This window comes from Pseudomonas tehranensis, assembly GCF_014268615.1.
Classification (GTDB): Bacteria; Pseudomonadota; Gammaproteobacteria; order Pseudomonadales; family Pseudomonadaceae; genus Aquipseudomonas; species Aquipseudomonas tehranensis.
Window position 1 is genome coordinate 1 of the sequence record NZ_JABWQV010000049.1, and the last position, 26,314, is coordinate 26,314.

The following is a 26,314-nucleotide window of genomic DNA, read 5'->3' on the forward strand; positions in this document are numbered from 1 at the left end:
TTTCGCGAGCAAGCCCGCTCCCACATTTTTTGTGCGTGGGCAAAAACACACAGGCACAAAAAAGCCCCGCTTTTGAGGGCGGGGCTTTTTACTAAAGCAAGGACAAGTTAGATAACTTGAACTTCTTCAGCTTGCATGCCTTTCTGACCGCGGGTAGCGATGAAAGAAACCTGTTGGCCTTCTTTCAGGCTTTTGAAGCCGTCGGATTGGATTGCTTTGAAGTGAACAAACAGGTCGTCACCGGATTGTGGAGTGATGAAGCCGAAGCCTTTTTCATCGTTGAACCACTTAACGGTACCAGTTTGGCGATTAGACATGGTGTAACTCCTTGAACAAAGATAACTGCGACTCAGGAAGAACCCTGGCCGAGACTGAGTGCAAAGAGCAGGAAAAATTCTTGTAGATGGTTGGATCGAAATTCAACATATCGTGTAGAGATTCTCAGTGACACAAGCAGCACAGTGGCGCCACCTTAACCCTTTTTCCGGTACGTGCCAATGGTCTTTGCGAAGGTTTCTCGGTTTTGGTGACTGACGGCGAGCGGTATTGCCGTCAGGACCAGGAAATCAAGGTGGATCGGCGAGATTTACGTCCCGCACTTTGAACCCGGCCTCGCGCCCCGGTAAGATGCCGGACGTATTTTTTCCACCTCGCTATTTCAGGAAACCGCCATGAGCATCAAATCGGACAAGTGGATTCGCCGCATGGCGCAAGAGCACGGCATGATCGAACCCTTCGTCGAGCGCCAGATGCGTGGCGAAGGCGCCGATCGGCTGATTTCCTTCGGCGTCTCCAGCTACGGCTACGATGTGCGCTGCGCCGATGAATTCAAGGTGTTCACCAACATCAACTCGGCCACTGTGGACCCGAAGAACTTCGACGAGAAGAGCTTCGTCGACGTCAAGAGCGACGTCTGCATCATTCCACCGAACTCATTTGCCCTGGCGCGCACCGTCGAGTATTTCCGTATCCCGCGTAACGTGCTGACCATCTGCCTGGGTAAAAGCACGTACGCGCGCTGCGGCATCATCGTCAACGTCACGCCGCTGGAGCCTGAATGGGAAGGCCATGTGACCCTGGAGTTCTCCAACACCACGACCTTGCCGGCAAAAATCTATGCCAACGAGGGTGTGGCACAGATGCTGTTCCTTGAGTCCGATGAAGAATGTGAAGTGTCCTACAAGGATCGTGGTGGTAAATACCAGGGCCAGCGCGGCGTAACGCTGCCGCGTACCTGATTCTGACGAACAGTTTGAATTCCTGGGCGAGCAGGCACTCTATGGGGTGTACTGCCCGTTTTTTTGCCTCAGCGCAGCGGGCCTTCGCCCAGGAGTTGCTCTATGAAGATCGATCCGCGAATCAGTGCCGAACTGGCAAAGCTTGAGCCCAATCAGATCGGTGTCATGGCTTGGTCATTGCTGGCCCATCCTGCCGAAGCGGCGGGCGGTATTCCAGGCCAGCCTGATCCCGATACCCCCAACGAACAGCCCATCGAACCCACTGAGCCCGGTGAACCGACCCTGCCGGATGAGCCGCCTCCTGCGCCTGTTGCCTGATCTCAGTTACTGGAAGCTACAAGCGGCAAGCGGCAAGGGGACACGTTGCCGCTTGCCGCTTCAGGCTGTCAGCTGATCGGCCATATCTCGTTATCTCCAATGACAAAGATCCTGCAGTCGTTGTCCTGTTCGACCCGATGACCGCCTGTGAATGCGCCAAAGGCCGGTAGCAGGCTGATATCGCTGGCCAGCCGGAAGCAGGCCAGGCGCAGCCGTTGCCGACCTTTGCCGCTCAGGTGGTAGACGGGATGCACATGGCCGGCCAGGACGTGGCGGCTGGGATGCGGATCGGGCTCATGTTGTACGGCGAAAGGCCCGAGCAACAAAGGCTCCGGCACGACCCGGATGTTCAGTGCTGGCGGCGGATCGCCGGCGCGTTTGTCGTGATTGCCGCGAATCAGCGTCATGGCCAGGTGCTGATGGCGTTCACGCCAGCTAAAAAGGGCCTTCAACGTGCCGGGGGCATGGGAACCTGGGCCGTGGAGAAAGTCGCCCAGGAAAATCAGTTGGCGACACGGTAGGCTCGCCAGTAGCCCGTCGAGCACGGCGATGTTGCTGGCCGTTGTGCCATGGGGCACCGGTTGGCCAAGGCTGCGATAAGCAGCGGCCTTGCCGAAATGCACATCGGCGACCATCAGGGTTTGCTGGGCAGGCCAATACAGGGCTTTTTCCGGCAATAGCCAGAGCTCTTCACCGGCCAGGCTGACGGGATAGGGCGCCGGCATCAGGCGTCACCACGGTCGGCGGTCTTTTCCAGTTCGCTGACCATTCGCCGGATGCGATCGGCGAGCTTCTCCGAACTCATGCTTTCCCTGAATCGCTCCACCAGCAACGGAAAACCCAGTGGGGTGGGGCGTTTGATGGTATGCAGGTCGAGCTTCAAGGTATTGAGGCGTTCCAAGGTCTGCTCCAGTCGACGTATATCCAGTTCTTCACGCAGGACTTCTTCCCCGGCCTGGGCCAGCAGGAGGTTGTCGGCGTCGTATTGCTTGAACACCTGAAAGAACAACCCGCTGGACGCCTGGACTTGGCGGGTACTTTTGGGCGCGCCGGGATAGCCGGCAAATACCAGTCCGGCGATCCGGGCGATTTCGCGAAAGCGTCGAAGCGCCAGCTCTCCGGCGTTCAGGCTCGCCAGCACATCGGCCAGCAGGTGGTCGGCGCTCAGGAGTTCCGGCCCCAGGTGCTGCGTCCAGTCCAGTGCCGTGGCGCTGAGCAGTTCCAGGCCGTAATCGTTCACCGCGATGGAAAACGTCACCGGCTGTTGTTGGCTGACGCGCCAGGCCAGCAGGCTCGCCAACCCCAGATGAACCTGACGCCCGGCAAAGGGATACAGAAACAAGTGCCAGCCCTCGCGGGATTTAAGGCTCTCAGCCAACAATGTTTCTTGCGTGGGCAAACCGGACCAGCGTTGTTGAGTTGATAACAAGGGCTGCACGGCGCTCATCTCCGGGCCATCGAAGCGGCCTGCGGCGGCCTCGCTCAGACGGGCCACGACGGCGGCGGCCAGCTCGCTGGAAAGCGGCATCCGCCCACCGTTCCAGCGCGGCACGGCGGCTTTTTTGGCCTGGCTGCGTCGCACGTAGGCGGTCATGTCTTCAACGCGGACCAATTCCAGCAAGCGTCCGGCAAACAGAAAGCCGTCTCCAGGCCGCAGGCGAGCGATGAAGCCTTCCTCCACGCTGCCCAAGGTCTTGCCACCACCGCCTTTGCTCCAGAACTTCAATTGCAGGCTGGCGTCGCTGACAATCGTGCCAATGCTCATGCGATGACGTCGTGCCAGTCGCGCATCGGGGACTCGCCACACGCCGTGTTCGTCCGGTTCGACCCGCCGGTAGTCGGGATAGGCGGTCAATGACAGCCCGCCATGGCGCACGAAGGCCAGGGCCCAGGACCATTCGGCTTCGTTGAGGTCCCGGTAGGCCCAGGCGCCGCGCACTTCCTCGAACAGTTCGTCAGGCAGGAAGCCGCCGCCCAGGGCCATGCTGACCAGATGCTGGACCAACACATCCAGCGGCTTGTGGGGCGATTCCCGGGGTTCGATGCGCCGTTGAGCCACGGCGTCTTGCGCGGCGGCGGCTTCGATCAGCTCCAGACTGTGGGTCGGCACCAGCGTGACCCGCGAGGTCCGCCCCGGCGCATGACCGGAACGCCCGGCGCGCTGCATCAGCCGCGCCACGCCTTTGGCCGAACCAATTTGCAGGACCCGTTCGACTGGCAAGAAGTCCACCCCCAGATCCAGGCTGGATGTGCAGACCACCGCCTTGAGCTGCCCTTCCTTGAGGGCCTGCTCTACCCAGTCGCGAGTTTCCCGGGACAATGAACTGTGATGCAGCGCGATCAGCCCGGCCCAGTCCGGCCTGGCTTGGAGAATGGCCTGATACCAGATTTCCGATTGCGCCCGGGTGTTGGTGAAAACCAGGCAACTGCTGCTCGCGTCTATTTCAGCTACGACCTGGGGCAGCATCTTCAGACCGATGTGGCCGGCCCACGGGAAACGTTCGAGGGCCGGGGGGAGCAGCGTATCGACCCGTAGCGCCTTGCCGTTGGCCCCTTGCACGCTAATGCCGTTGCCTTGTGGGATGAGTACCTGCTCGGCGTGGGACTGGTTACCCAAGGTGGCGGAGACGCCCCAGACGATGAGCTGGGGATGCCAGCGCCGCAAGCGCGCCAAAGCCAATTGCAACTGCACCCCCCGTTTGTTGCCAAGCAACTCGTGCCATTCATCCACCACGACCATGCGCAGCGTCGAGGCGGCCGTTTGCGCATCGGCACGGGCGAGCATCAGGGTCAGGCTTTCGGGTGTGGTGATCAGCGCAGTGGGCAGGCGTCGGCCCTGGCGGGCGCGTTCGTTGGCGCTGGTATCGCCGGTGCGCAGGCCGACGCTCCAGGGAATCTGCAACTCTGCCAGGGGGGCTTCGAGGGCTTTGCCTGTATCGGCGGCCAGCGCGCGCATCGGCGTGATCCACAAGACCGTCAGCGGTTCGGCCACGGGTTTGCGTTTACGGGGTTTATCCGGCGGTGGCGCCGGGCGGGCGAACCGGTTGAGCGCCGCGAACCACACAGCGTAGGTCTTGCCGGCCCCGGTGTTGGCGTGCAGCAGCCCGGATTCGCCACGTTTGACCGCAGCCCACACTTGTTTTTGAAAGGCGAACGGCTTCCAGCCGCGGGCGCTGAACCATTGGTTTGCGAAATTGCTGGATGTCGCCATACCCGCCGCGTGCGCTCTGAAAGTCTTCTTTCAGTGACCGCGGCGGGATGTGAAAGGTTTTAACGCATCATGTACGAGCTGCCCTGTAGGAGCTGCCGAGTGAAACGAGGCTGCGATCCTTTCCACTGCAATTGAGTCCCGAGCGAGGCATCAAGATCAGAAGATCGCAGGCTTCGCCAGCTCCTACGGGTTGCATCGAGGTTTATTTCAGGTTGCCACTGAGAAATTGCTGGAGCCGCTCGCTCTTGGGATTGCCCAGCACGTCTTGCGGCGCGCCTTCTTCTTCCACCAGGCCCTGGTGCAGAAACAGCACCTGATCCGACACTTGGCGGGCGAAGCTCATTTCGTGGGTCACCATGATCATGGTCCGGCCTTCTTCGGCCAGGCCCTGGATCACTTTCAAGACTTCTCCCACCAACTCCGGGTCAAGGGCTGAGGTGGGTTCGTCGAACAGCATCACCTCCGGCTCCATCGCCAGTGCGCGGGCGATGGCCACGCGCTGTTGCTGGCCACCGGAAAGAAACGCCGGGTATTGCTCGGCCACTCGCGCCGGCAGGCCGACCTTGTCGAGATAACGACGGGCACGGTCCTCGGCCTCCTGCTGACTGACGCCCAACACCCGGCGCGGCGCCATGGTGATGTTTTCCAGTACGGTCATGTGGCTCCACAGGTTGAAGTGCTGGAAAACCATGGCCAGGCGGGTGCGGATGCGCTGCAGCTCATTCTCGTCGGCCACGCGCATGCCGTGGCGGTCGTTGATCATGCGGATCGCCTGGCCGTCCAGGGTCATTGCGCCGTCGTTGGGTTGTTCCAGAAAGTTGATGCAGCGCAAAAAGGTACTTTTGCCCGAGCCGCTGGCGCCGATCAGACTGATGACGTCGCCGGTCCTGGCCTTGAGCGAAACGCCTTTGAGCACCTGATGTTCGCCATAGCTCTTATGCAGGCCTTCGATGGTCAGTTTGTACATGGGGCATGCATCCTCAAGGCGAAAGTAGGTAGCCGCTGCGGTAGGCTTCGGCGCCGGCGACATGGGCGATCACCATGCCGGCAGTGGCCATGCGACGCAGCGAGCGGGCGTACAGCAGCCCGGCATTGCAGCAATGAACGGGGGTGACGGTATCGTTGATGGGGTCGATGATTTGCGCCACCTGTTGCCCCGCCTCCAGGTACTCCCCGGGCACGGCGCTGTAGACCAGCAGGCCGCCGACCGGCGTCGCCACCGGCTCCACGCCGGCCAGCGGCGTAGCCGGGTAGGGCAGGTCGGGCAAGGGCATCGGTTCGCCGTCAATGGCGCCGAAACGGATCAGGTATTCGATCAGGGCCTGGCAGTCGAGGCTCGCCAGGTCGTGGGTGACGTCGCCCTGGCCGCGCAGTTCGACGGTGACCGAAAAACTGCCCAGCGGAATTTCGAACTGTTCGCCGAAGCGCTCCTTGAGTTGCCACCAGAGCAGGGTGAAACATTCATCGAACGACTGACCGCCCGAATCCGTGGCCAGCAGGCTCGCCTCGGCGCCGATGTAGCGGGCCAGCGGCTCGACCTGGGGCCAGGCTTCGGGGGTGGTGTAGAGGTGGGCGACCGCTTCGAAATCACAATGCAGGTCCAGCACCATGTCGGCGTCGCAGGCCAGTCGTTGCAGGACCAGGCGCTGTGATTGCAATTGCGTGCTGGCGGTCTGGCGGGCGAGGGCGTCGCGCAGGTGTTTGCGGATCAGCATCAGGTTGTGCTGTGGATCGTCAGTGAGCTGGCCTTCGATCTGGTTGCCGATCTCTTCGCTCAGGTCGACGAAGCGGCGATTGAAATTCTGCCCGCTCTCCATTTCGTAGCGGCCCAGCGGCACGTCCATCAGCACTTGTTCCAGGCCGATGGGGTTGGCCACGGGCACCAGCACGATTTCGTGCCGCAGGTGGCCCGAAGCTTCCAGTTCGGCCAGACGCTGCTTGAGGTGCCAGGCCACCAGCATGCCGGGCAACTCGTCGGCGTGCAGGGACGACTGGATGTAGATTTTGCCGACGGCTTTTTCCGGGCCGAAGTGAAAGCTGTGGATCTTGCGTGCGGTCCCCGGCAGTGGGGCCAGCAGGTCATGAATCTGGTGGCGCATGTGCGTGTATGTCCTGAAACAGAAGCCCTAGTGAGTCGGCCCGAGAAAGGCCAGCCAGCGGCGTTCGGCGAGGCGGAAAAGGCCCACCAGTGCAAAGGTCACGGTCAGGTAGATCAACGCGGCGATACCGAACGACTGGAAGGTCAGGAAGGTGGCCGAGTTGGCGTCCCGGGCGACTTTGAGCACGTCTGGAACGGTAGCGGTGAACGCCACGGTCGTCGAGTGCAACATCAGGATGACTTCGTTGCTGTAGTACGGCAGCGAACGCCGCAACGCCGAAGGCATGATCACGTAGGCGTACAGCTTCCAGCCCGTCAAGCCATAAGCCTTGGCTGCTTCGACTTCGCCATGGTTCATGTTGCGAACCGCCCCGGCGAAAATTTCCGTGGTGTAGGCGCAGGTGTTCAGGGCGAAGGCCAGGATCGTGCAGTTCATGGCATCGCGAAAGAAGCTGTCGAGCAGGGGCTGGGCGCGCACCGCTTCGAGGCTGTAGATGCCGGTGTAGCAGATCAATAGTTGTATGTAGAGCGGCGTGCCGCGGAACAGGTACGTATAGAACTGCACGGGCCAGCGTACATAGACCTTGGGTGAAACCCGGGCGATGGACAGCGGGATCGAGACCACGAAGCCGATCAGCAGCGAGGCGCTGAGCAGCCACATTGTCATGGCCAGGCCAGTGATGTGATTGCCGTCGCTGTAGAGGAACGGCCGCCAGTATTCCTGAAGAAGTTCGATCATCGCACCGCCTCCCGTGCGCCGGCAGCGTAACGGCGTTCAAGCCAGCGCAGGACGACATTGGACACGCTGGTGATCAGCAGGTAGATCAGCGCCGCGAGCACGAGGAAGTAAAACAGTTGGTAAGTGCTTTTGCCGGCATCCTGGGCGGCCTTGACCAAATCGGCCAGGCCGATGATCGACACCAGTGCGGTGGCCTTGAGCATCACCATCCAGTTATTGCCAATGCCCGGCAGGGCAAAGCGCATCATTTGCGGAAACACTACGAAACGGAACCGCTGGCCACGCTTGAGGCCATACGCCGTGGCGGCTTCGACCTGACCCCGGGGCACCGCGAGAATCGCGCCGCGAAAGGTTTCGGTGAAGTACGCGCCATAAATGAAGCCCAGGGTGATGACCCCGGCGCCGAATGGGTTGATCTCGATGTATTCCCATTCCATGAAGTCGGTAAAAGAGGTCAGCCAGGTTTGCAGGCTGTAGAAGATCAGCAGCATCAGCACCAAGTCCGGCACGCCACGAATCAGCGTGGTGTAGAGCTGGGCCGGGATACGCAGCAGTTTGACGCTGGACAGCTTGGCGCTAGCCCCCAGCAGGCCGAGCAAAACGCTCAGTAACAAAGACAGGACCGCCAGCTTGATGGTCATCCAGGTGCCCTGCATCAGCAGCGGGCCGAAGCCCTGCAGGCTGAAGGCGCTGAGCCCCAGATTTTGTAGGAGTTGTTCGAACATGAAAGAGGCCTTAGGCAGAAAAAAAGCGCCCATCCGAGGCCGGATGGGCGCTGCGCATTATTTGCCGCTGTACAGATTCAGATCGCCAAAGTGTTTCTTCTGGATCTTGGCGTACGTGCCATCGTCGTGTAACGCTTTGATACCTTTATCCAAAAGTGCCTTCAGCTCTTTGTTACCTTTCTTGATACCGATGGCGGTCTTGGAAGGCAGCAGTTCGCTGTCCACGGGTTTGCTGACTTCATAGTCACCCCCTTTTGGCGATTTCAAGAAGCCCAGTTCGGCCTGCAGCATGTCCTGGATCGACGCATCGAGGCGGCCGGAGGTCAGGTCGGCATAAACCTGGTCCTGGTTCTGGTAGGCCTGGGTCTTGACCCCAGCCTTGTCCAGTACGGTTTTGGCATAGGTTTCCTGGATGGTGCCTTGCTCGTAACCGACGGTTTTGCCTTTGAGAGACGCGACATCTTCACTCAGGCCGGAACCCTTCTTGAACACATACGAGGTCGGGCCGGAGAACAGCTCGTTGGAGAAGTCGATGACTTTTTCTCGGGCCGGGGTGACGGTCATGGACGAGATCACGCCGTCGAACTTATTGGCCTTCAGGCCCGGGATCATGCCGTCGAAATCGCTTTCGACCCAGCGGCACTTGACCTTCAATTCGTCGCAGATTGCATTGCCCAGGTCGATATCGAAACCTACCAGGCTACCGTCAGCGGCCTTGGATTCAAACGGGGCATAGGACGGGTCGACACCAAAACGCAGTTCCTTGTATTCCTTGGCCGTGGCGACGCCGGCGGCCATGCACAACGCCAGTGCAGAAAGGGTCAGCAGTGCTTTTTTCATTATTCAATCCCTAAAACCAATATGAGCGCTTGTGGCGCGTAAGTATTGTTACCGGTGAAGGCGAGAACGGTATGACGGCATAAAGGTAGCAATTTCCGAACCAGAGTGCCGAACAAGCGTTTTAAAAACTTTGGCGGCAGCCGACGGGACGTGATGGTGCGCGGGGATGAACAGACCTCAAAAGGCGCACCAGAATGACGCGGACGCGATAGGCGCAGGGGGAGATTCACACTATTTTCCTCACGCCTGTTTCATAGCGGCTACTGTATAGGTCGACGATGGTAGAGCGCCAAGCGCCTAAGCTGAAGACTGTGGAAAGCACACGATGAAATGCATTGCTGTGATAGTAACGCTAGCGTTCAGCAGTCTGGCTCTGGCCGCACCCATGCGCTGGGGCGATGTTCGGGACGGCAGTCTCTATTTGCAGGCGGGGCGCGACGACACGTTGCACGTCAGTTGGGTACCGGCCTGGCAAGACGATGCTAATGAAGAACGTATTTACCTGCTGGACGGGCAGGGGCAGTTGCGCGACGAGCGTTTTATTTCCGCCAGCGAAGGTAGCGGCAAACAAGACTGGGCATTGCCCGCTAGCGCCGCCAGCTACCGCGTGGAAGTGCCGGGCTATAGCTTCAGGCGCTATCGCTTCGAGCACGACGACAAAACCGTCGCCCTGTTCGCGCCGACGAAGGTGCACTTCAGCGTTGAGACTCCCGCCAACGTCGAGTTGTATTTCAAGGTCCGCGCCGGTGAGCAGGCGATTTTGGCAGGCAAGTATTTCGGCGGCGTCAGGGCTCTGAATGCCGAGCGCCTGGGAGATGGTAAAAAAGTCGAACTGAGGCTCAAGCCCTACCAGGAGTACCCGAAGTTCGACCAGATGGCCTTACCCGTCAGCGATAAGGATCAAGATTGGCGCCTGCGCCTGCAAGGCGCAGGCAAAGCGGCCTTCTGGCTGGACGGTACCGCCAACCTGTTCGCCCAGCGTCCTCAGCACTTGCAGCCGCTGCGACAGGACAGCGGCCGTACCGAACTCGCCCTGCACCCCGAAATGCTGGGGCCCACGCCGCGCCTGGGCTTAGCCTTGCCCTACCTGCTTGCGCCGCCGGCAAGCTATGACGCTCTCGAGGCGCTCAAGCCCCGTGCGGGTAGCTTTTACAGCATTATCGACGTCATGGCCGCTCAGCCCCATTACGAAGATGCTTTCAGGCGTTTTTATCTGGAGCGCGGTGGTATCGATACCAACATCACCTTGCTCGCAGGCTCCGGGCGTAAGGCCGACCTGGAGGCCGACAGCCAGACCTTTGCCGGCCTGAACGCCTGGCTGGCGGCCACCGTGGCCCTGGGTAGCGGCACGCACTACCTCTCGTTTGCCGACGAACCCAACTACAACTACCCGGATTATGCGACGTACAAGCGCTTCTTCGACGTCATGTATCGTCAGGTGCTCAACTACCCCGGGGCGCGGGAGGCCGGCGTGCGTATCGCCATGCCCGCCAGCTCGCGCTTCGTCAACGGACCGTTTATTCGACAAGGTGCCCAGCACCGTGGCATCGACTGGGCTCGGCGCATGCTCGACGAATCGGCACCGAAAATCGATGCTTTGGCCTGGCACGAGTGGATGATTCGCGACCTGCTGGCTACGCGGGTCTATCGCGACTCCGTGCGCCGGGCCGCCGAAGTCGTCGGCCTGCAAGCCGATGGCCGGCCACGCAAGGCGTTGTTGCTGGACCAGACCAATATCTCCAGTGGCTCAAGCGTGAGCCCCTATGAACAGGAGACGCGCTTCGCATCGCTCTGGTGGGCCTCGGTTGCGATCAACTCAGCCCAGGATGGTTGGCTCGACGTGCTCAATTGGTTTCCGGCCGCTGACGATCCGCATCACCTCAAAGGCATGATCCGCCTGACAGGGCCTGATCGTTTCGAGCTCAAACCGGTAGGCTTGGCGCAGCAATTCATCCAGTCGCACTGGCTCGATCAGGTTGTGCGTATGGACAACAGCGCGTTCGAGGTCGATGCCCTGGCGATGGCCCGCGGCAACGAACGCAGCGTGCTGGGCGTAAACAAGGGCGACCGTCTGCAACGGATAAGCCTGCAGGGCGCGGGCACTGCCTGCCCATCCCTCGTCCTTTTCGGTCCTGATAGCCGCCAGCGCGATGCCCCTGTTCAGTGCCGGGATGGACGCATCCGTTTTGAAGTGCCGGGTGAAAGTATTTTCGCCTTGACGTGGAGGGCGTCATGACCCGGGCCGACGCTGGCCCTGTGCGGAGCAGAGCGGTCACGCTTTCAACAGATCCTGAAGCGTCGCCAGCGTGTCCGCCTCCTCGACGCTCTTGTCCTGGCGCCAGCGCAGCATCCGCGGGAAGCGCACAGCGATCCCGCTCTTGTGGCGCTTGGATAATGCAATGCCCTCGAAGCCCAGCTCAAAAACCAGGGTCGGCGTGACGCTGCTCACCGGGCCGAATTTCTCCACGGTGGTCTTGCGCACGATGCTGTCGACCTGACGCATTTGTTCATCGGTCAGCCCCGAATACGCCTTGGCGAACGGCACCAGTGTGCGTTCGCGGCTGCCCGGCGGGTTGTCCCAGACAGCAAAGGTGTAGTCGCTGTACAAGCTGGCGCGGCGGCCATGCCCGCGTTGCGCATAGATCAGGACCGCGTCGACACTGAACGGGTCGATTTTCCACTTCCACCACACCCCCATGTCCTTGGTCCGGCCAACGCCGTACAGTGCGTCGCGGGCCTTGAGCATCATGCCTTCGACGCCGAGGCTGCGGGATGCTTCGCGCTGCCGGGCGAGGTCGAACCAGTCATCGCCAGTGACGATCGGCGACGGCAGCAGCACCGCGCTGCGACAATCGGCAATCAGCGCCTCCAGCTGCTCGCGGCGCTCGGTCTGGGGACGACTGCGCCAGTCCGCGCCTTGCCATTCCAGCAGGTCGTAGGCCATCACCACCACGGGGGCGTCTTCGAGGACTTTCTTGCCCAGGGTTTTGCGGCCGATGCGTTGTTGCAGCAGGGCAAAGGGCTGCACCCTCGGTTCCAGCGGCGTATCCGGATCGAAGGCATCCGCGGTGGTTGGCGGCGCGGCTTTCCAGACCACGATTTCGCCGTCGATCACCGTGCCGTCGGGCAACGCCTGCGCCAGGCTGTGCAATTCGGGGAAGCGCTCGGTGACCAGCTCTTCGCCCCGGGACCAGACCCACAAATGGCCATCGCGCTTGACCACCTGGGAACGGATTCCGTCCCACTTCCATTCCACCTGCCAGTCGCTGGCCGGCCCCAGCGTCGTGTCGAATTGCTCCACCGCTTGCGATAACGCGTGAGCCAGGAAGAACGGATAAGGCTGGCCGCCGCGCTGGGCGTGCTCATCCTCGGATTCGGCAGCGATGAGCTTGAGGTAGCCAGCAGCGGTCGGACGATGGGACAGGTCGGTATACCCCACCAGCCGCTGGGCGACCCGTTTGCTGTCCAGCCCGGCCATGGCGGCCAGCGCGCGGGTGACCAGCAACTTCGACACACCCACCCGGAAGCTGCCGGTGATGAGCTTGATGCACAGCATCAGGCTGGCTCGGTCGAGTTGCGCCCACAACGCCGGCAGCCGCAGCGCCAGCACCTCGGGCGATTCACCGCGCAGCGGCAGGAGTTTCTCTTCGATCCACAGCGCCAGGCCTTCGTCGGAGCGGTGAGGTGACTCCGGCAGCACCAGCGAGATGGTTTCAGCCAGATCGCCCACGGCCTGATAGCATTCTTCGAACAGCCACAGCGACAAGCCGGATATCTGCACCGCCAATTCCCTCAAGGTCTTGACCGGCACCAATTGTCGCGGACGCCCTCCAGAGAGGAAATATACGGCCCACGCGGCATCCTGGGGCGGGGCCTTGGTGAAGTAATCCTGCATGGCAGCGAGCTTGGCATTGCTGGAAGTGGTGGCGTCCAGTTCGGCATACAACTGGGCGAAGGCTTTCATAATGCGTCCTCGCCGGTGGCGCTGCCCAAGTCTTCTTCATCGTCACCGTATTCGGTGCTGAAGCCTTGGGCATCCAGGCCTTGCTCGCACAAATGGCGCACCAGTACGCCGACTGAGCCGTGGGTGACCATCACTCGCTCGGCGCCGGTCTGTTCGATGGCCCAGAGCAGGCCGGGCCAGTCGGCGTGGTCGGACAGCACAAAACCCCGATCCACGCCGCGCCGCCGACGGGTGCCCCGAAGGCGCATCCAGCCGCTGGCGAAGGCGTCGCTGTAGTCACCGAAACGGCGCATCCAGGTACTGCCACCGGCTGAAGGTGGGGCGATGATCAGCGCCTGGTTCATGATCAGGTCGTTCTTTTTGATATCGCCGGCATAGATCGTCGCTGGCAAACGGATCCCAGCCTCGCGATAGACACGGTTGAGGGGTTCTACCGCGCCGTGGGCCAGGATCGGGCCCAGGCTCTCGTCGATTCCGTGGAGAATCCTCTGGGCCTTGCCAAAGGAATAGCAGAACAGCACGCTGGCCCGGCCGACGGCAATGTTGTCGCGCCACCACTGATTGATTTCGTCGAAGACCTGCGCTTGTGGCTGCCAGCGATAGATCGGCAGCCCAAAGGTGGATTCGGTGATGAACGTATGACACCTCACCGGCTCGAACGGCGCGCAGGTGCCATCGGGTTCGACCTTGTAGTCCCCGGATGCCACCCAGACCTCGCCTTTGTATTCCAGTCGCACCTGGGCCGAACCCAGTACGTGGCCGGCAGGATGAAAACTCAAGGTCACCCCGTGGTGCAGCAAACACTCGCCGTAGGCCAGGGTTTGCAGGTTGATGTCCTGGCCCAGCCGCGACCGCAAAATGCCTTCGCCGGGGGCCGCTGCCAGGTAGTGTTGGTTGCCACCACGGGCGTGATCGCCGTGGGCGTGGGTGATGACCGAACGTTCCACCGGACGCCAGGGGTCAATGTAGAAATCTCCAGGCGGGCAGTACAGGCCTTCGGGGCGGGCAATGACAAGATCCATGCATTCACCGGGAAGATGGGCTTGTCTGGTAGAGGCGGGGGCGGGAGGAGAAGTTCTATTGGGTTTTGTTGCGCGCCAGCACCGAGAATCTTGGATTGCACGCTCTGACTGGGCAGCGCCCCTGTAGGAGCTGTCGAGTGTAACGAGGCTGCGATCTTTTGACCTTTCGCTCAGGACTCAATTGGAGCGGATAAAGATCGCAGCCTCGTTGCACTCGACAGCTCCTACACGGTGCTAGTGCCCTTGCCACCGTAAACCCTGCGGTTATTTGCCAGGCACCAGGGTCAAGCGCGCCTTGCCGTACGCCCGCTCAAAGTTCTGCGGCTGCAATGGCAGGTTCTGATAGTGCCCCTTGAGCCATGGATCAATGCCATTGACGTAGTTCGGGCTGGCAGGGTTGCCGGACTGGCCGGTGCCGCCTTGGATCATCAACGGCTCGGGCTGGCCGAAGTCGACGATGAACCGCATGGCCGGCGCCAGGGTGGTGTTGAAATCCTCGCCCCAGGCGAATGCCGAGCTGTTGAGCGTGGAGGCATCGCCGCCGGCAGGCAGCGGGCCGCGCACGCTTTGGCCGCTGCTGTTCTTCCATTCGTAGCGATGCAGCTTGCCCCACTGCCAGGCCTTGTGGTCACCGCCCAACTGGCTGTCGCCAGCCGTGATGGCTGCTGCCAGGCTGCGGGCCAGGATCGCCGATTTGTCTTCCTTTTGCGGTGTGCGCACGTCGTCCCAGAACGGGCTGTCTTCGCGACCGAGCAAGTGATCGGCCTGGGCCGAGTAGGACAATTGGCCGTTGGCGAGCAGCGCTTTCCACGCCGGGCTGCTGTCCGGGCCAAGTTCGTCGAGGAAAATCTGCTGCATGCTTTCCTGCAGAAACAGTTCATAAATCGCCGCATCGGCGGAGCCTGGGCTGAGCCGGCCATCGAAAGCCATCAGTCGGGTATAGGCCTCGCGAGCCTTGGCCCGGTCCGCCACTGGCAGCGCGTCGATCGCCTGCTTGAGCGGTTGGGCCATGCCCGGGGCTTCGAAGACTTTCTTGAGCTTGGCGGCAAAGGTCGTGGTCTGGTCATATTGCATGGCAGTCAGGCTGCGGCTGTCGTGCTTGCCGGCCCCGGCCAGCTCGGCCATGCGCTCGCCGCGCTCCGGTGCGCCCCAGGAATTGGACAACTGCATGCCGTAGCCGTCGGGAATGACCCGTTGGTTGGCGGCGCCGAGCCAGCCCTGGGTCGGATCCTGATCGTAGGGGTGCAGCATCGGGTCGGCGTAGCCATCCCAATCGTAGCGACCTTCCCAACCGGGCGATGGCAACAGGCCTTCGCCTTCGCGGCGGTTCGGATAGCGCCCGGTAACTTGCCAGCCAATGTGGCTGGCGTCGGCAAAGATCATGTTCACCGCGATGGCGCGGATTTCACGGCTGGCATCAGAGGCTTTCTCGACATTTTGCGCTCGGGACAAGTCGAAGAACGCGTCCAGGGTTTTGTCGTCGCTAAAGCTCGGCGTCTGCAAGGCCAGACCAAGACCGTTGGCCATGGCCGAGCCCTGGACGCTGTTGAGCAGCGGGCCGTGGCGGGTCTCATACACGGCTTCGCGAATCGGCCGCTGGCCTTTGATGAAGTAGGTCTCGTTGCGGACCATCACCGGTTGCCATTTGCCGTTGACCTCGTAGGACAGACCATTGCCCTGGCGTCGGATTTTTTCCAGGAACAGGTCCTGGTTGTCGCCCAATACGCTGCTCATGCTCCAGGCCACTTTGCCGTTGAACCCCGCCAGAATCATCGGGATGCCCGCCACGGAAACCCCGGCTGCCTGATACTTGGGCGCACGAATCTGCACGGGAACCCACAGTGACGGCACGCTCAATGGGCCATGGCTGTCGCTGGCCAGCAGACTCTTGCCGTTGCGGCTGCGATGCGGGGCGATGGCCCAGTTGCTGGAGGACGCAATATTCAGCAAGTTCAGCTCGGACAACTGAGCGCTGGCCTTGCTGACTTCGTTGAGGCCCGGGACCTGGCCGTTGAGCCGCAGGCCCTGGAGCTTATCGGCCTCGGCCATCGGCAGTTGTTCGTCCGGGTAGGACGGGCTCAGCCAGGCCAGTTTGTCGTTGCTAACGGTCTGGGCCAGCACCAGCGCGGCGATTTCTTCCGGCAGGTTGGCCGACTGGCTGAAATTGAGCAGGCAAAACAGCAGCGCCGAGTCTTCGGGTTTCCAGTATTCGGGTTTGTAGCCGGTGGCGGCCAGGTCTGCCGGCAATTTGTCGCGGTAGCGGAACAGATAGGCGTTGACGCCACGGGCATAGACTTCGAAGAAGCGTTTGAGCCGCGGCGAGGAGGCTTTGTACAGCTCGTCGGCGCTTTTCTTCAGGTTGACCGCACGCATGTAGCGATCGACGTCCAGTCGTTCGGCGCCGGACATTTCTGCCAGACGACCCTGAGCCAGCAGGCGCATGGTCACCATCTGGCTGATGCGGTCGCTGGCATGGACGTAGCCGAGGCTGAACAGGGCGTCATGGAAATTGTTGCTCTCGATCAGCGGCATACCCATGGCATTGCGTCGAACCGAGACGTTCTGCGCCAGTCCCTTGAGCGGTTGTACGCCGGACGTCGGAGGAACAGTGTCCTGGGCGTTCCAGGTCTGGCAACCGCTCAGACCGAGCACACTGGCCACTGCGGCGGCAACGCCGAGCCGGGGGAAGGAAAAAATAGAGGCTGGCGAGGCCATGGCAAAGCTCCTGCGGGAGGGGGGACACCGATAAAGGCGCTACGTTAGTGAGCAGGAGGAGGGCGCGCAAGCGGGGGCGGGAGTTATTTGTTGGTTGGGCGATGAAAGCCTGCACATCAACGATGTTCACGCTTTTGTGGCGAGGGGATTTATCCCCGCTGGGCTGCGGAGCAGCCCCCTGCGTCCCGCCGGACATTGCGCGGTGCAGGGATACGGGGCCGCTTCGCGCCCCAAGCGGGGATAAATCCCCTCGCCACAGGGTGTTGGGTGTTTCAGAAGGGTTAGGCTTTAGGCGGGTTGACCTTGTCCACCAGGGCATAGGCCTTGGCGGTGGCCGGGCGCTCCTGGATGCGATTGAACCAGCGCTGCACGTTCGGGAAGTCTTCCAGCCGCTGGCTTTGCCATTGGTGTGAAACGGTCCACGGATAAATCGCCATATCGGCGATGCTGTACGCGTTGCCCGCCACGAATTCACGGTCCGCCAGGCGGCGATCCAGCACACCATACAGACGAGCGGTTTCGTCGATATAGCGCTTGATCGCGTAGGGAATTTTTTCCGGGGCGAACCGGCTGAAGTGATGATTCTGCCCGGCCATCGGCCCCAGGCCGCCCATTTGCCAGAACAGCCACTGCAACACTTCTTGCCGTCCGCGCAAATCCTCAGGGATGAACTGGCCGGTTTTTTCCGCCAGGTACAGCAGGATCGCGCCCGACTCGAACAGCGAAATCGGCTCGCCGCCATCGGCGGGTTCGTGGTCGATGATGGCCGGAATGCGGTTGTTGGGGGCGATCTTCAGGAAGTCGGGCTTGAACTGCTCGGCCTGGCCGATGTTGATCGGGTGCACCTTGTAGGGCATGCCGGCTTCTTCGAGGAACAACGAAATTTTGTGGCCGTTGGGTGTGGTCCAGTAATACAGGTCGATCATGGAGGGCTCCAGATAAGACAGCGTGATGGATGGACAACAAATGACGGGGGGAGGTCGTCCTGATTGCCGAAAGGCTTGCCTGTACGAAGAGGTGATGCTCAAGTGTGGAAAATTCAATGATCGAGCACGAGAAAACCGGTATGGAGTTACAGAAAAACGCAGCGTTGATTCTTATCGATCAACAAAAAGGCATCCTTCATCCCAGGCTAGGCCCTCGCAACAACCCCAGTGCGGAGCTGCGCATGCTCGAGTTGCTCGATTTCTGGCGACAATCGGCACGGCCGGTGATTCATGTCCACCACCTGTCCCGCTCGCCAGACTCAGTGTTCTGGCCTGGGCAATCGGGAGTGGAGGTTCAGGAACGGTTCGAGCCATTGGCCGGGGAAAGGCTGGTTCAAAAGCAGGTGCCAGATGCGTTCTGCGGCACGTGCCTGGAGGCGGACCTGCATGAAGCAGGGATTGGACAATTGGTGATCGTGGGCGTGGCGACGAACAACTCGGTGGAGTCCACGGCGCGTACGGCCGGCAATCTGGGATTCGACACCTGGGTGGCCGAAGACGCGTGTTTTACCTTCGACAAGGCTGATTATTTTGGTAATGCCCATTCGGCTGGCGAGGTGCATGCCATGTCGCTGGGCAACTTGCATGGCGAGTATGCGACGGTGGTCAGCGTGAAGCACATCCTCGAGGTCGGTTGATTAACCGTGGGGGCAACTGTCTTGGCGGGTTTAGCCTTCGATTTCCCGGCACCCAAACTTCTTCTGTGGGAGCAAAGCTTGCTCGCGATAGCGGTGGGTCAGCTTGCATCAATTTTGAATGTGCATCGGTCATCGCGAGCAAGCTTTGCTCCCACAGCGGTCTTGTGGTGGTTCCGGTTTCCCTGTACCCCAAATCCCTGTGGGAGCGAGCCTGCTCGCGAGGACGATTCAACAGGCGAAGATAATCTTCGCCCTGGCCATCAAGCCCCGTGGCACTTCTTGAATTTCTTGCCATTGCCGCATGGGCAAGGGTCGTTGCGGCCGACATCCTTCAGGGTGTTGCGCACCGGTTCCTGGTGGGAGTGGCCACAGTTCGGGCCATGGACATGCCCGTGATCATGATCGTGGTGATGGTCATGATCGTGGTTGCAATCAGGGCCATGAACGTGGGGTTGCTGGGTCATCGGGGTTACTCCGCAATAAAATCGGCGGCGATTATCACGCCATTGCGCCTCAGGTGCACGTAGTGAGCGATGAATAAACCGGTTTCCAGCTCACCTTCCAGGCGGTAGGGGATCTGCTGGCGAGGTTTTTCGAGCATTTTCACCAGTTTGCGCACTTGCGGCCACAGATTGGTGCGGATCGGAACCCTGAAGTAGCGGCTATGCCCGGGACGCACCGTGAACCAGTGCTCATGCTCGCCTTCGGTCAGCAACAGGTCGCCCAGATGAATGCGGTAGGTTATGCCGCGCACGGTCAAATCGCTGTCGTCGGGGTTGTCCACACGAAAGTGCAGCATGAACTTCTGCTCCACCAACCGGGCCCGTACCACCTCGACCTTGGTCAGATGCACCTGCGGTTCAGGGGCCTCATCACCTCGCCAGGACGCACAACTGCCGAGCCCGACGAACAGCAGCAGGCAAGTGATGCGCAGCAGATGTGATGAAAGGGTCATGTCCGTGCCTCTGGTTTATCCCAGTCTAGCCTGCTGGCGTGCGCAACAGCGTCGGACGATTGCGATATCAGCGATTAAAGTAGCCTGCGCAGCACTTCTTGAATTTATGTCCACTGCCGCACGGGCAGTTGTCGTTGCGTCCGGTCTTGACTGGCACCGTCGGGTCGATGAAGTACCAGCGTGCGCCGTTCTGTACGAAGGATGACTGTTCGCGGTGGCTGTGTTCTCCCTGGCCGTCGTGCCAGCGTGCGGTGAAGGTGACAAAGGCGTGTTCGGGTTGGCCACCGAAGACTTCGCTGCTTTCCACCTCCAGTCCCAGCCAGGTGCTTTTGGCGCTCCACTCGCTGATGGATTGGCGATCCAGGCCGTCCTGCTGAGCAGGCAAGGTTGTGGCCACCAGATAGTCCACCAGTCCCAGCACGTAGGCGCTGTAACGCGAGCGCATCAAGGCCTCGGCGCAGGGCGCCGGGTGGCCATCGTGGTAATGGCCGCAGCAGGCGTCCAGTGGGTTGCCACTGCCGCAGGGGCAAATGGTTGTGTGCATGCTTGTGTTCACGGCTACCACCAGTATTTTCCAAAGTTTTCCGGGTTGGCCCAAAAGCGTGAGTTGAGCCAGTCAGGGACTTGTTTGTATTCAAGCAGATCGTAGGTAAACAGGGTCAGCACCTGCTCCTCGCGCTGGAATCGCTCGCTGGCCTGCAGGGCCAGGGAAAAGAAATCTGTTTCTTGCCAGCCGCAGGCATTGAGGTCCGCCAGCACGGCGATACGGCTGGCGTTGAGATTGCGGATGCCACCCAACAGGTTCAGACCGTCGCGCTTGGGTAAATGCTCCAGGCAATCAAGGGCCAGGGCCAGGTCAAAACGCCGCGCCGCCACGTCCGCCGGAAGGGCGCCAGGTGCGGCGTGGACCACTTCAGTATCTGGATGCGCCTGTTGGAACGCTTCAAGGGCAGGGAAGCTGCTGGCACCGATCAACAGCAGTTTTTGCGGGGCATAACGGTCCAGCACGGCAGCCAGGGCTTGCTGGGGCGTACGGGAAGAAATGGCAACGGTCATCGAAGTTCCTCAGTCAGAGCCGCCACGATAGCCTGCGCGGACCCCATGGCCTAGAGCGGTTTGTGCTTAAACGTATCGATCTACGGCAAATAGGGGGCAAAAACCTCGATAGCGTGATGCTGGCGCGGATGCGGAGTCGGGTCTTTACTCCCCTGAATCGGCGCAAAGCCGATCCCTCAAGGAGAAAACCCAATGAGCATAGTTCGCACAGCGTTACCCTTGGTTCTGCTGACCGGTGTGTTGACTGGTTGCGCAGGTTTGCAGAAGACCGACTGGCCGACCTGCGCGGCGGTCGGCGGCGTGACGGGCGCTGGATTGGGCGCCATCGAAAGCACCTCCTGGGCCGGCGGCGGTGCATTGTTTGTCGGCACCATGGCAGCGGCTTACTGCTGGGTGCATGGCGACGGCGATGAGGATGGCGATGGCGTGCCGGACAGCCGCGACAAATGTCCGGGCACGCCTAAGGGCGTGCAAGTCGATGCCGACGGCTGCCCGCCACCGGCACCGGCACCGATGGTTGAAGAGGCCGTGGTGGTCCAGGAAGAAACCATTGTGATCCGTGACGTGCATTTCGAATTCGACAAGGCCACGCTGACCGCGGCAGACAAGGAGGTCCTGAGCACGATTGCAACCCGACTGAAACAGGAAACGTCCACCGCGCAACTGCGCGTCACCGGCCACACCGACAGCGTCGGCAGCGATGCCTATAACCAGCGCCTGTCTGATAAACGGGCCAACTCGGTGGTGCAATACCTGGTCGAGAGCGGCGTGCCCCGTGCCAGCTTCGTTTCGGTGGAGGGTGCCGGTGAGAGCCAGCCGGTGGCGGACAACAGCACCGCCGATGGTCGGGCCATGAACCGCCGCACGGAGATCAAGATAAATCGCTGAAGCCCCCGTCAGCCGCGGCTTGTACAGTCGCGGATGCGGGTCTTTACTCCTGTGTGACCGGTATGGGCCGGTAACACAGGAGCATTCACCATGAACGTGCTACTCAGGGCCGCCTTACCGGTAATGCTGGCAGGCAGTCTATTGTCAGGTTGTGCCACTCACAGCGATGGCGGCGCACCGCTCAATCAACGCACCTGGCCAGTCTGTAGCTTGATCGGCGGTCTGGTTGGCGGCGGCCTGGGGGCCCTCGAAAGCAGCGGCTGGGCGGCGGGCGGCGCTGCGCTGGGGCTGCTGACCGGTGGCCTGATCTGCTACGCCCAGGATGGCGACGAGGACGATGACGGCGTGTTCGACCGCCGTGACCGTTGTCCCGACACGCCGGCCAATACCCCGGTTGAACATCACGGCTGCCCGTTGCCGCAATACCCGGCCAGCGCACCGCCGGTTGAACCTCAGGCACCGGCCACTGAAGTAATCACCCTCAACGATGCCGGCAAGGTGCTGTTCGACTTCGATAAGTCCGATCTCACTCAAGACGCGCGAAGCCAACTCGATGGGCTGATGAGCAAATTGAGTCATGCCAATGTCGCCAGTATCCGCGTGGTGGGGCACACCGACAGCGTAGGCACTGATGCCTACAACCAGGGGCTGTCCGAGCGCCGAGCAAGCAGCGTGGTGGAATATCTGCTCACCCAGGGGCTTTCACCGGACAAACTCACCAGTGAAGGCAAAGGTGAAAGCGAGCCGGTGGCCGACAACGAGACCGATGAGGGGCGGGCGCAGAATCGTCGGGTCGAGCTGCATATCCAGCGCTGAGCCGCGTGCCAGAGCCGTTGGGTCGCCAGTGGGGCGACCCGGCGAGCCGAGGTTTGCGTCAGATTAAATTTGCCCTGGCCTCTGGCTTATTCTGCGCGCAAGCCGTTACTGTGCGTGCAAAGAATAATACTTACCGGGGGGATGTATGAAGCTGTTATGGGCGCTGGGGCGCTTGTTGACCCTGCTGTTCTGGCTGGTGGTGCTGGTCAACCTGGTCATGCCGTTCGTTCATCCGCTGCATCTGCTGGTCAATTTCGGCGCAGCGATGTTGCTGGCGATCCATTTGCTGGAACTGGTGTTGTATCGAGCCAGCTTGCGCGGCCGGCCCGCTTCAGGCCGTGATCGTCTGCGAGTGCTGCTGTTCGGCATCTTCCACCTGCAAACCCTCCCGATCGCCACCGAGGCTTCCCATGCGTAAATTGTGTCTGCTTGTCGCACTCGTGTGCCCCTGGGCCAGTGCCCAAGTGATCCAGGTTGAAAGCCATTCCTTGATGCGCCTGCCCAATACCACCAGCGCCCTGACATTGGAGCGTCTGGAGGTGGCCGATTACGGCACGTTGCTGGTGCCTGCCAACGTCACTGAGTTGTCCATTGGCCAACTGCGCCTGGGGCGCGAAGCGCGGATCGCCATCGTGCCCGCGCAACAGGCACTGCAGATAAAAGTTGCCGAGGGGGAACTGGCCGACGGCAGTCAGATCACGGCTCGGGGCGCGCCCGGAACCTATACCAAAGCGGCACGACCGGGGCGTGATCTCAATCTGCGCTTCAATGCCTTGAATGCGCCGTTGTTGTCGGTGGATGCCCGCGGTGGAACCGGTGCGCCAGGTTACGTGGGCCTCGACGGCGCCAACGGCCAGGCGCCGGGTTGTACGTGGGGAGCAGCCGGTCGCGGTGCCGACGGCAGCAATGGCAGTGATGGCCAGCCGGGTGCGGCCGGTGCGCAGGTGCGTCTGGAACTGCCCCGTGACTATCCAGCCGAGCAGATCAAGGTAACGGTGGAGGGGGGCGCGGGCGGCGCCGCCGGCCCCGGAGGTAAACCCGGCGCTGGCGGCAAGGCCAAGGGGTGTTTCGTCTATACCGCCGACGGTGGCAAAAGCGGTCGCCCGGGTGCCGATGGCCAGCCAGGACCCGCCGGAGCAGCGGGGGCGGTGACGGTGCAGCGGTTCTGAAGCATCGATCTGCGAATACCCTGTAGGAGCTGCCGAAGGCTGCGATCTTTTGATCTTGATCTTGATCTTGATCTTGATCTTGATCTGTGAGGCGTTTGCTCACGATTCAATTGTCTGGGGAAAGATCGCAGCCTCGTTGCACTCGACAGCTCCTACACGGCGCGTCAGAACATCGGCCGCGCCGCGCCAATCGCCACCACCAGCAACCCGATCAACAGATTGATCCCCACCAGTTGCCGGATTTTCCCCAGCACCGCCGCGCCAGTCGGCCAGTCCTGGGCTGCTACGGCGTTGCGCAGTGCTGGCAACTGCAACCCCTGGATGCGAATAAACAACGCCGTCATCACCACATACAAGCCCATCATGATCTGCACATAACGTGGCGCGGTTTCAAAGCCGGCGAAGCGCATGTGGATCAGGCCCACACCGCTGATCGGCAAAAGCACCACCGCCACCCAGACCCAAACGAAAAAACGCTGAAACACTTCTACCCATAACTTGAGTCGGGCCGGGCCCTCAAGGGCCGCAATTGCGGCGGGGCGCAGGATCATCCAAGCGAAGAACATGCCGCCGACCCAGATCAGGGCCGCCAGTAAATGCAGGGTGTAGACGAGGGCAAAGGGTGTCATTGAGTTACTCCGTTCTGCGCAGGATTCATTAGCGGGGTATGATAGCCGCCGATCCGAACCACTGAAAATTTATCCAGCGTTTTTAGCGCCCGACCATTCATGATCAGCACCGAACTCAAAACCACGATCCAGGGCGCCTATTCGCGTTTTCTCGAAGCCAAGAGCCTCAAACCGCGATATGGCCAGCGCCTGATGATTGCCGAGGTGGCAAAAGTCCTGGGTGACATCGACACCGACGACGAAGGCCGGCGCAGTGGCGAGCCTGCCGTCGTGGCGGTGGAGGCTGGCACCGGCACCGGCAAGACCGTGGCCTACAGCCTGGCGGCAATCCCCACCGCCAAGGCCGCCGGCAAACGCCTGGTGATCGCCACGGCCACGATTGCCTTGCAGGAGCAGATCGTTTTCAAGGACCTGCCTGACCTTATGCGCAACAGCGGGCTGAATTTCAGCTTCGCCCTGGCCAAGGGCCGTGGGCGCTACATGTGCCTGTCCAAGCTCGACATGTTGCTCCAGGAAGGCCAGGCGCAGACCGCCACGGCCCAGTTGTTCGAAGAAGAAGGCTTCAAGATCGAAGTCGATGAGGCCAGTCAGAAGCTGTTTACCAGCATGATCGAAAAACTGGCCGGCAATAAATGGGACGGCGACCGCGACAGCTGGTCCACCGCCCTGGAAGACGCCGACTGGTCACGCCTGACGACTGATCATAGCCAGTGCACCAACCGTCATTGCCCGAACTTCGGCCAGTGCGCCTTCTACAAGGCCCGCGAAGGCATGGGCAAGGTCGACGTCATTGTCACCAACCACGACATGGTCCTGGCCGACCTGGCCCTGGGCGGGGGCGCGGTGCTACCGGATCCGCGTGACACGATCTATGTGTTCGACGAAGGTCACCACCTGCCGGACAAGGCTATCGGCCATTTCGCCCATTACACCCGGCTGCGCTCCACCGCTGACTGGCTGGAAACCACCGCCAAGAACCTCACCAAGCTGTTGGCTCAACACCCGCTGCCGGGTGACCTGGGCAAGTTCATCGAACAGGTGCCCGAGCTGGCCCGTGAGATCAAGACGAACCAGCAGTTCATGTTCAGTGCCTGCGAGCAAGTGGCGGATTTCAAGCCCGGCGAAGACGTCGAGGGTCGTGATCGACCTCGCCATCGCTTTGTCGGCGGCGTCATTCCCGAGCACATGCGCGAGATGGGCGTCGAGCTCAAGAAAGGCTTCGCCCGCCTGACCGACCTGTTCACCCGTCTGACCGACCTGCTCAAGGAAGGCATGGATGGCGAGGTCAATATCGGTATCGCCAGCAACCAGGCCGAGGAGTGGTACCCGCTGTTTGGCAGTCTGCTGTCCCGCTCCCAGGGAAACTGGGAGTTGTGGACCGCGTTCACCACTGAAGACCCGGAAGACAACCCGCCGATGGCGCGCTGGTTGACCCTGGCCGAAAGCGGCTCGCTGTTCGACATCGAGGTCAATGCCAGCCCGATCCTGGCGGCGGAAATGCTGCGTCGCAACCTGTGGAATGTGGCCTACGGCGCGCTGGTGACTTCCGCCACGCTGACAGCCCTGGGCACGTTCGACCGTTTCCGCATGCGCGCCGGCCTGCCGAAAAAAGCCGTGACCGCCGTGGTTCCGAGCCCCTTCCATCATGCCGACGCCGGCGTGCTGCGGGTCCCGGACCTCAAGGCCGATCCGCGGGATGCCGCCGCCCACACGGCGGCGATCATTCGCGACCTGCCGGAACTGGTGGAAGGCTCGCGGGGTACCCTGGTGCTGTTTTCCTCGCGTAAACAGATGCAGGACGTCTTCGACGGCCTCGACCGTGACTGGCGCAAGCAAGTGTTTATCCAGGGCAACCTGTCCAAGCAGGAAACCCTGAACAAGCACAAGGCGCGGGTCGACGGCGGGGATTCCAGCGTGCTGTTCGGCCTGGCGAGTTTTGCCGAAGGCGTGGATTTGCCCGGTGCCTACTGTGAGCACGTGGTGATCGCCAAGATCCCGTTTTCGGTTCCGGACGACCCGGTGGAAGCCGCGTTGGCCGAATGGATCGAAGCCCGCGGCGGTAACCCGTTCATGGAAATCTCCGTGCCGGACGCCTCGCTGAAACTGGTCCAGGCCTGTGGTCGATTGCTGCGCACCGAAGAAGACCGCGGCACCATCACCTTGCTCGACCGCCGACTGGTGACCCAGCGCTACGGCAAGGCGATCCTCAACGCCCTGCCGCCGTTCCGCCGGGAGATTTCCTGACGCGTGCAATGACTGCTGTGGCGAGGGACCGCTAGGCCCTGTAGGAGCTGGCGAAGCCTGCGA

General features: G+C 61.3%; 26 protein-coding genes. 9 read left to right on the top strand and 17 right to left on the bottom strand.

Annotation, left to right across the window (positions count from 1 at the left end; all coding sequences use genetic code 11):
* Positions 1-107: 107 nt before the first annotated feature.
* Positions 108-317 (bottom strand): cold-shock protein, encoded by a 210-nt coding sequence (locus HU811_RS10790; RefSeq protein ID WP_002554837.1) that lies wholly within the window; start codon positions 315-317, stop codon positions 108-110.
* A gap of 354 nt (positions 318-671) precedes the next feature.
* Between HU811_RS10790 and dcd the strand changes: the two genes are divergently transcribed.
* Positions 672-1,238 carry a dCTP deaminase gene (gene dcd / locus HU811_RS10795; RefSeq protein ID WP_003184751.1) on the top strand — a complete coding sequence of 189 codons (567 nt, stop codon included), beginning with the start codon at positions 672-674 and terminating at the stop codon, positions 1,236-1,238.
* Positions 1,239-1,340: 102 nt separating this feature from the next.
* Positions 1,341-1,556: a hypothetical protein gene (locus HU811_RS10800; RefSeq protein ID WP_186655798.1), complete on the top strand. Its 216-nt coding sequence runs from the start codon at positions 1,341-1,343 to the stop codon at positions 1,554-1,556.
* A 68-nt stretch (positions 1,557-1,624) separates the two neighbouring features.
* On the opposite strand, the gene pdeM is transcribed toward HU811_RS10800, so the two are convergent.
* The 7 genes from pdeM to HU811_RS10835 form a co-directional block, all read right to left on the bottom strand.
* A complete protein-coding gene (pdeM, locus tag HU811_RS10805) occupies positions 1,625-2,281 on the bottom strand; it encodes a ligase-associated DNA damage response endonuclease PdeM (RefSeq protein ID WP_186655801.1) in 657 nt (218 codons plus the stop codon).
* Positions 2,281-4,767, bottom strand: coding sequence for a ligase-associated DNA damage response DEXH box helicase (locus HU811_RS10810; RefSeq protein WP_186655802.1), 2,487 nt, complete (start codon positions 4,765-4,767; stop codon positions 2,281-2,283). The genes pdeM and HU811_RS10810 overlap by 1 nt, the downstream gene beginning before the upstream one ends.
* A gap of 202 nt (positions 4,768-4,969) precedes the next feature.
* Positions 4,970-5,734 carry an ABC transporter ATP-binding protein gene (locus tag HU811_RS10815; RefSeq protein WP_092396952.1) on the bottom strand — a complete coding sequence of 255 codons (765 nt, stop codon included), beginning with the start codon at positions 5,732-5,734 and terminating at the stop codon, positions 4,970-4,972.
* A gap of 13 nt (positions 5,735-5,747) precedes the next feature.
* Positions 5,748-6,866, bottom strand: a complete 1,119-nt coding sequence (locus HU811_RS10820; protein WP_092454249.1) for a succinylglutamate desuccinylase/aspartoacylase family protein — start codon at positions 6,864-6,866, stop codon at positions 5,748-5,750.
* 27 nt (positions 6,867-6,893) lie between these two features.
* Positions 6,894-7,604 (bottom strand): ABC transporter permease, encoded by a 711-nt coding sequence (locus HU811_RS10825; protein WP_186655804.1) that lies wholly within the window; start codon positions 7,602-7,604, stop codon positions 6,894-6,896.
* Positions 7,601-8,329, bottom strand: a complete 729-nt coding sequence (locus HU811_RS10830) for an ABC transporter permease (protein WP_092397737.1) — start codon at positions 8,327-8,329, stop codon at positions 7,601-7,603. The genes HU811_RS10825 and HU811_RS10830 overlap by 4 nt, the downstream gene beginning before the upstream one ends.
* 57 nt (positions 8,330-8,386) lie before the next feature.
* The gene (locus HU811_RS10835; protein ID WP_186655806.1) at positions 8,387-9,169 is read right to left on the bottom strand and encodes a transporter substrate-binding domain-containing protein; all 783 of its coding nucleotides are present in this window, start codon (positions 9,167-9,169) and stop codon (positions 8,387-8,389) included.
* A 325-nt stretch (positions 9,170-9,494) separates the two neighbouring features.
* Between HU811_RS10835 and HU811_RS10840 the strand changes: the two genes are divergently transcribed.
* Positions 9,495-11,405 (top strand): hypothetical protein, encoded by a 1,911-nt coding sequence (locus HU811_RS10840; RefSeq protein WP_186655808.1) that lies wholly within the window; start codon positions 9,495-9,497, stop codon positions 11,403-11,405.
* Positions 11,406-11,441: 36 nt separating this feature from the next.
* On the opposite strand, the gene HU811_RS10845 is transcribed toward HU811_RS10840, so the two are convergent.
* The 4 genes from HU811_RS10845 to HU811_RS10860 form a co-directional block, all read right to left on the bottom strand.
* Positions 11,442-13,133: an ATP-dependent DNA ligase gene (locus HU811_RS10845; protein WP_186655810.1), complete on the bottom strand. Its 1,692-nt coding sequence runs from the start codon at positions 13,131-13,133 to the stop codon at positions 11,442-11,444.
* Complete coding sequence (locus HU811_RS10850; protein ID WP_186655812.1) at positions 13,130-14,155, bottom strand: ligase-associated DNA damage response exonuclease; 1,026 nt, start codon at positions 14,153-14,155, stop codon at positions 13,130-13,132. The genes HU811_RS10845 and HU811_RS10850 overlap by 4 nt, the downstream gene beginning before the upstream one ends.
* A 264-nt stretch (positions 14,156-14,419) precedes the next feature.
* Positions 14,420-16,870, bottom strand: a complete 2,451-nt coding sequence (locus tag HU811_RS10855) for a penicillin acylase family protein (protein ID WP_186655813.1) — start codon at positions 16,868-16,870, stop codon at positions 14,420-14,422.
* Between the two features lie 281 nt (positions 16,871-17,151).
* Complete coding sequence (locus HU811_RS10860; protein WP_186655815.1) at positions 17,152-17,796, bottom strand: glutathione binding-like protein; 645 nt, start codon at positions 17,794-17,796, stop codon at positions 17,152-17,154.
* Positions 17,797-17,936: 140 nt separating this feature from the next.
* On the opposite strand from HU811_RS10860, the gene HU811_RS10865 reads away from it, so the two are divergent.
* Positions 17,937-18,494: a cysteine hydrolase family protein gene (locus HU811_RS10865; protein WP_186655827.1), complete on the top strand. Its 558-nt coding sequence runs from the start codon at positions 17,937-17,939 to the stop codon at positions 18,492-18,494.
* A 260-nt stretch (positions 18,495-18,754) separates the two neighbouring features.
* On the opposite strand, the gene HU811_RS10870 is transcribed toward HU811_RS10865, so the two are convergent.
* From HU811_RS10870 to HU811_RS10885, 4 genes are all read right to left on the bottom strand, one after another.
* Positions 18,755-18,958: an SEC-C metal-binding domain-containing protein gene (locus HU811_RS10870; protein WP_186655817.1), complete on the bottom strand. Its 204-nt coding sequence runs from the start codon at positions 18,956-18,958 to the stop codon at positions 18,755-18,757.
* 5 nt (positions 18,959-18,963) lie between these two features.
* The gene (locus HU811_RS10875) at positions 18,964-19,449 is read right to left on the bottom strand and encodes an LEA/WHy family protein (RefSeq protein WP_092396970.1); all 486 of its coding nucleotides are present in this window, start codon (positions 19,447-19,449) and stop codon (positions 18,964-18,966) included.
* A 67-nt stretch (positions 19,450-19,516) separates the two neighbouring features.
* Positions 19,517-19,993 carry a YchJ family protein gene (locus HU811_RS10880; RefSeq protein ID WP_092396972.1) on the bottom strand — a complete coding sequence of 159 codons (477 nt, stop codon included), beginning with the start codon at positions 19,991-19,993 and terminating at the stop codon, positions 19,517-19,519.
* Positions 19,994-20,007: 14 nt separating this feature from the next.
* Entirely contained in the window at positions 20,008-20,505 is a 498-nt protein-coding gene (locus HU811_RS10885) for a DUF6231 family protein (RefSeq protein ID WP_092396974.1), read from the bottom strand.
* A 192-nt stretch (positions 20,506-20,697) separates the two neighbouring features.
* On the opposite strand from HU811_RS10885, the gene HU811_RS10890 reads away from it, so the two are divergent.
* The 4 genes from HU811_RS10890 (at position 20,698) to HU811_RS10905 (ending at position 23,378) form a co-directional block, all read left to right on the top strand.
* Positions 20,698-21,393, top strand: a complete 696-nt coding sequence (locus tag HU811_RS10890; protein WP_186655820.1) for a PA1041 family peptidoglycan-binding anchor lipoprotein — start codon at positions 20,698-20,700, stop codon at positions 21,391-21,393.
* A 90-nt stretch (positions 21,394-21,483) separates the two neighbouring features.
* A complete protein-coding gene (locus HU811_RS10895) occupies positions 21,484-22,209 on the top strand; it encodes a PA1041 family peptidoglycan-binding anchor lipoprotein (RefSeq protein ID WP_186655822.1) in 726 nt (241 codons plus the stop codon).
* A gap of 145 nt (positions 22,210-22,354) precedes the next feature.
* Positions 22,355-22,627, top strand: a complete 273-nt coding sequence (locus tag HU811_RS10900; protein ID WP_186655823.1) for a DUF1145 domain-containing protein — start codon at positions 22,355-22,357, stop codon at positions 22,625-22,627.
* Complete coding sequence (locus HU811_RS10905; RefSeq protein WP_186655825.1) at positions 22,620-23,378, top strand: collagen-like protein; 759 nt, start codon at positions 22,620-22,622, stop codon at positions 23,376-23,378. Before HU811_RS10900 ends, HU811_RS10905 begins: the two co-directional genes overlap by 8 nt.
* 164 nt (positions 23,379-23,542) lie before the next feature.
* On the opposite strand, the gene HU811_RS10910 is transcribed toward HU811_RS10905, so the two are convergent.
* Positions 23,543-24,007 carry a CopD family protein gene (locus tag HU811_RS10910; RefSeq protein ID WP_092396982.1) on the bottom strand — a complete coding sequence of 155 codons (465 nt, stop codon included), beginning with the start codon at positions 24,005-24,007 and terminating at the stop codon, positions 23,543-23,545.
* A 99-nt stretch (positions 24,008-24,106) separates the two neighbouring features.
* Here HU811_RS10910 and dinG point away from each other — a divergent pair, with 99 nt between their 5' ends.
* Entirely contained in the window at positions 24,107-26,251 is a 2,145-nt protein-coding gene (gene dinG, locus HU811_RS10915; RefSeq protein ID WP_092454270.1) for an ATP-dependent DNA helicase DinG, read from the top strand.
* The last annotated feature ends 63 nt before the right edge of the window (positions 26,252-26,314 follow it).

Bases quoted from the DNA above. Each gene is read 5' to 3' on its own strand.
- HU811_RS10800 (WP_186655798.1), top strand. From the start codon at position 1,341: ATGAAGATCGATCCGCGAATCAGTGCCGAACTGGCAAAGCTTGAGCCC.
- HU811_RS10910 (WP_092396982.1), bottom strand. From the start codon at position 24,007: ATGACACCCTTTGCCCTCGTCTACACCCTGCATTTACTGGCGGCCCTG.
- HU811_RS10900 (WP_186655823.1), top strand. From the start codon at position 22,355: ATGAAGCTGTTATGGGCGCTGGGGCGCTTGTTGACCCTGCTGTTCTGG.
- HU811_RS10875 (WP_092396970.1), bottom strand. From the start codon at position 19,449: ATGACCCTTTCATCACATCTGCTGCGCATCACTTGCCTGCTGCTGTTC.
- HU811_RS10890 (WP_186655820.1), top strand. From the start codon at position 20,698: ATGAGCATAGTTCGCACAGCGTTACCCTTGGTTCTGCTGACCGGTGTG.
- HU811_RS10860 (WP_186655815.1), bottom strand. From the start codon at position 17,796: ATGATCGACCTGTATTACTGGACCACACCCAACGGCCACAAAATTTCG.
- HU811_RS10855 (WP_186655813.1), bottom strand. From the start codon at position 16,870: ATGGCCTCGCCAGCCTCTATTTTTTCCTTCCCCCGGCTCGGCGTTGCC.
- HU811_RS10905 (WP_186655825.1), top strand. From the start codon at position 22,620: ATGCGTAAATTGTGTCTGCTTGTCGCACTCGTGTGCCCCTGGGCCAGT.
- HU811_RS10895 (WP_186655822.1), top strand. From the start codon at position 21,484: ATGAACGTGCTACTCAGGGCCGCCTTACCGGTAATGCTGGCAGGCAGT.
- HU811_RS10790 (WP_002554837.1), bottom strand. From the start codon at position 317: ATGTCTAATCGCCAAACTGGTACCGTTAAGTGGTTCAACGATGAAAAA.
- HU811_RS10830 (WP_092397737.1), bottom strand. From the start codon at position 8,329: ATGTTCGAACAACTCCTACAAAATCTGGGGCTCAGCGCCTTCAGCCTG.
- HU811_RS10810 (WP_186655802.1), bottom strand. From the start codon at position 4,767: ATGGCGACATCCAGCAATTTCGCAAACCAATGGTTCAGCGCCCGCGGC.
- HU811_RS10820 (WP_092454249.1), bottom strand. From the start codon at position 6,866: ATGCGCCACCAGATTCATGACCTGCTGGCCCCACTGCCGGGGACCGCA.
- HU811_RS10815 (WP_092396952.1), bottom strand. From the start codon at position 5,734: ATGTACAAACTGACCATCGAAGGCCTGCATAAGAGCTATGGCGAACAT.
- HU811_RS10865 (WP_186655827.1), top strand. From the start codon at position 17,937: ATGGAGTTACAGAAAAACGCAGCGTTGATTCTTATCGATCAACAAAAA.
- HU811_RS10850 (WP_186655812.1), bottom strand. From the start codon at position 14,155: ATGGATCTTGTCATTGCCCGCCCCGAAGGCCTGTACTGCCCGCCTGGA.
- HU811_RS10880 (WP_092396972.1), bottom strand. From the start codon at position 19,993: ATGCACACAACCATTTGCCCCTGCGGCAGTGGCAACCCACTGGACGCC.
- pdeM (WP_186655801.1), bottom strand. From the start codon at position 2,281: ATGCCGGCGCCCTATCCCGTCAGCCTGGCCGGTGAAGAGCTCTGGCTA.
- HU811_RS10845 (WP_186655810.1), bottom strand. From the start codon at position 13,133: ATGAAAGCCTTCGCCCAGTTGTATGCCGAACTGGACGCCACCACTTCC.
- HU811_RS10840 (WP_186655808.1), top strand. From the start codon at position 9,495: ATGAAATGCATTGCTGTGATAGTAACGCTAGCGTTCAGCAGTCTGGCT.
- dcd (WP_003184751.1), top strand. From the start codon at position 672: ATGAGCATCAAATCGGACAAGTGGATTCGCCGCATGGCGCAAGAGCAC.
- dinG (WP_092454270.1), top strand. From the start codon at position 24,107: ATGATCAGCACCGAACTCAAAACCACGATCCAGGGCGCCTATTCGCGT.
- HU811_RS10835 (WP_186655806.1), bottom strand. From the start codon at position 9,169: ATGAAAAAAGCACTGCTGACCCTTTCTGCACTGGCGTTGTGCATGGCC.
- HU811_RS10825 (WP_186655804.1), bottom strand. From the start codon at position 7,604: ATGATCGAACTTCTTCAGGAATACTGGCGGCCGTTCCTCTACAGCGAC.
- HU811_RS10885 (WP_092396974.1), bottom strand. From the start codon at position 20,505: ATGACCGTTGCCATTTCTTCCCGTACGCCCCAGCAAGCCCTGGCTGCC.
- HU811_RS10870 (WP_186655817.1), bottom strand. From the start codon at position 18,958: ATGACCCAGCAACCCCACGTTCATGGCCCTGATTGCAACCACGATCAT.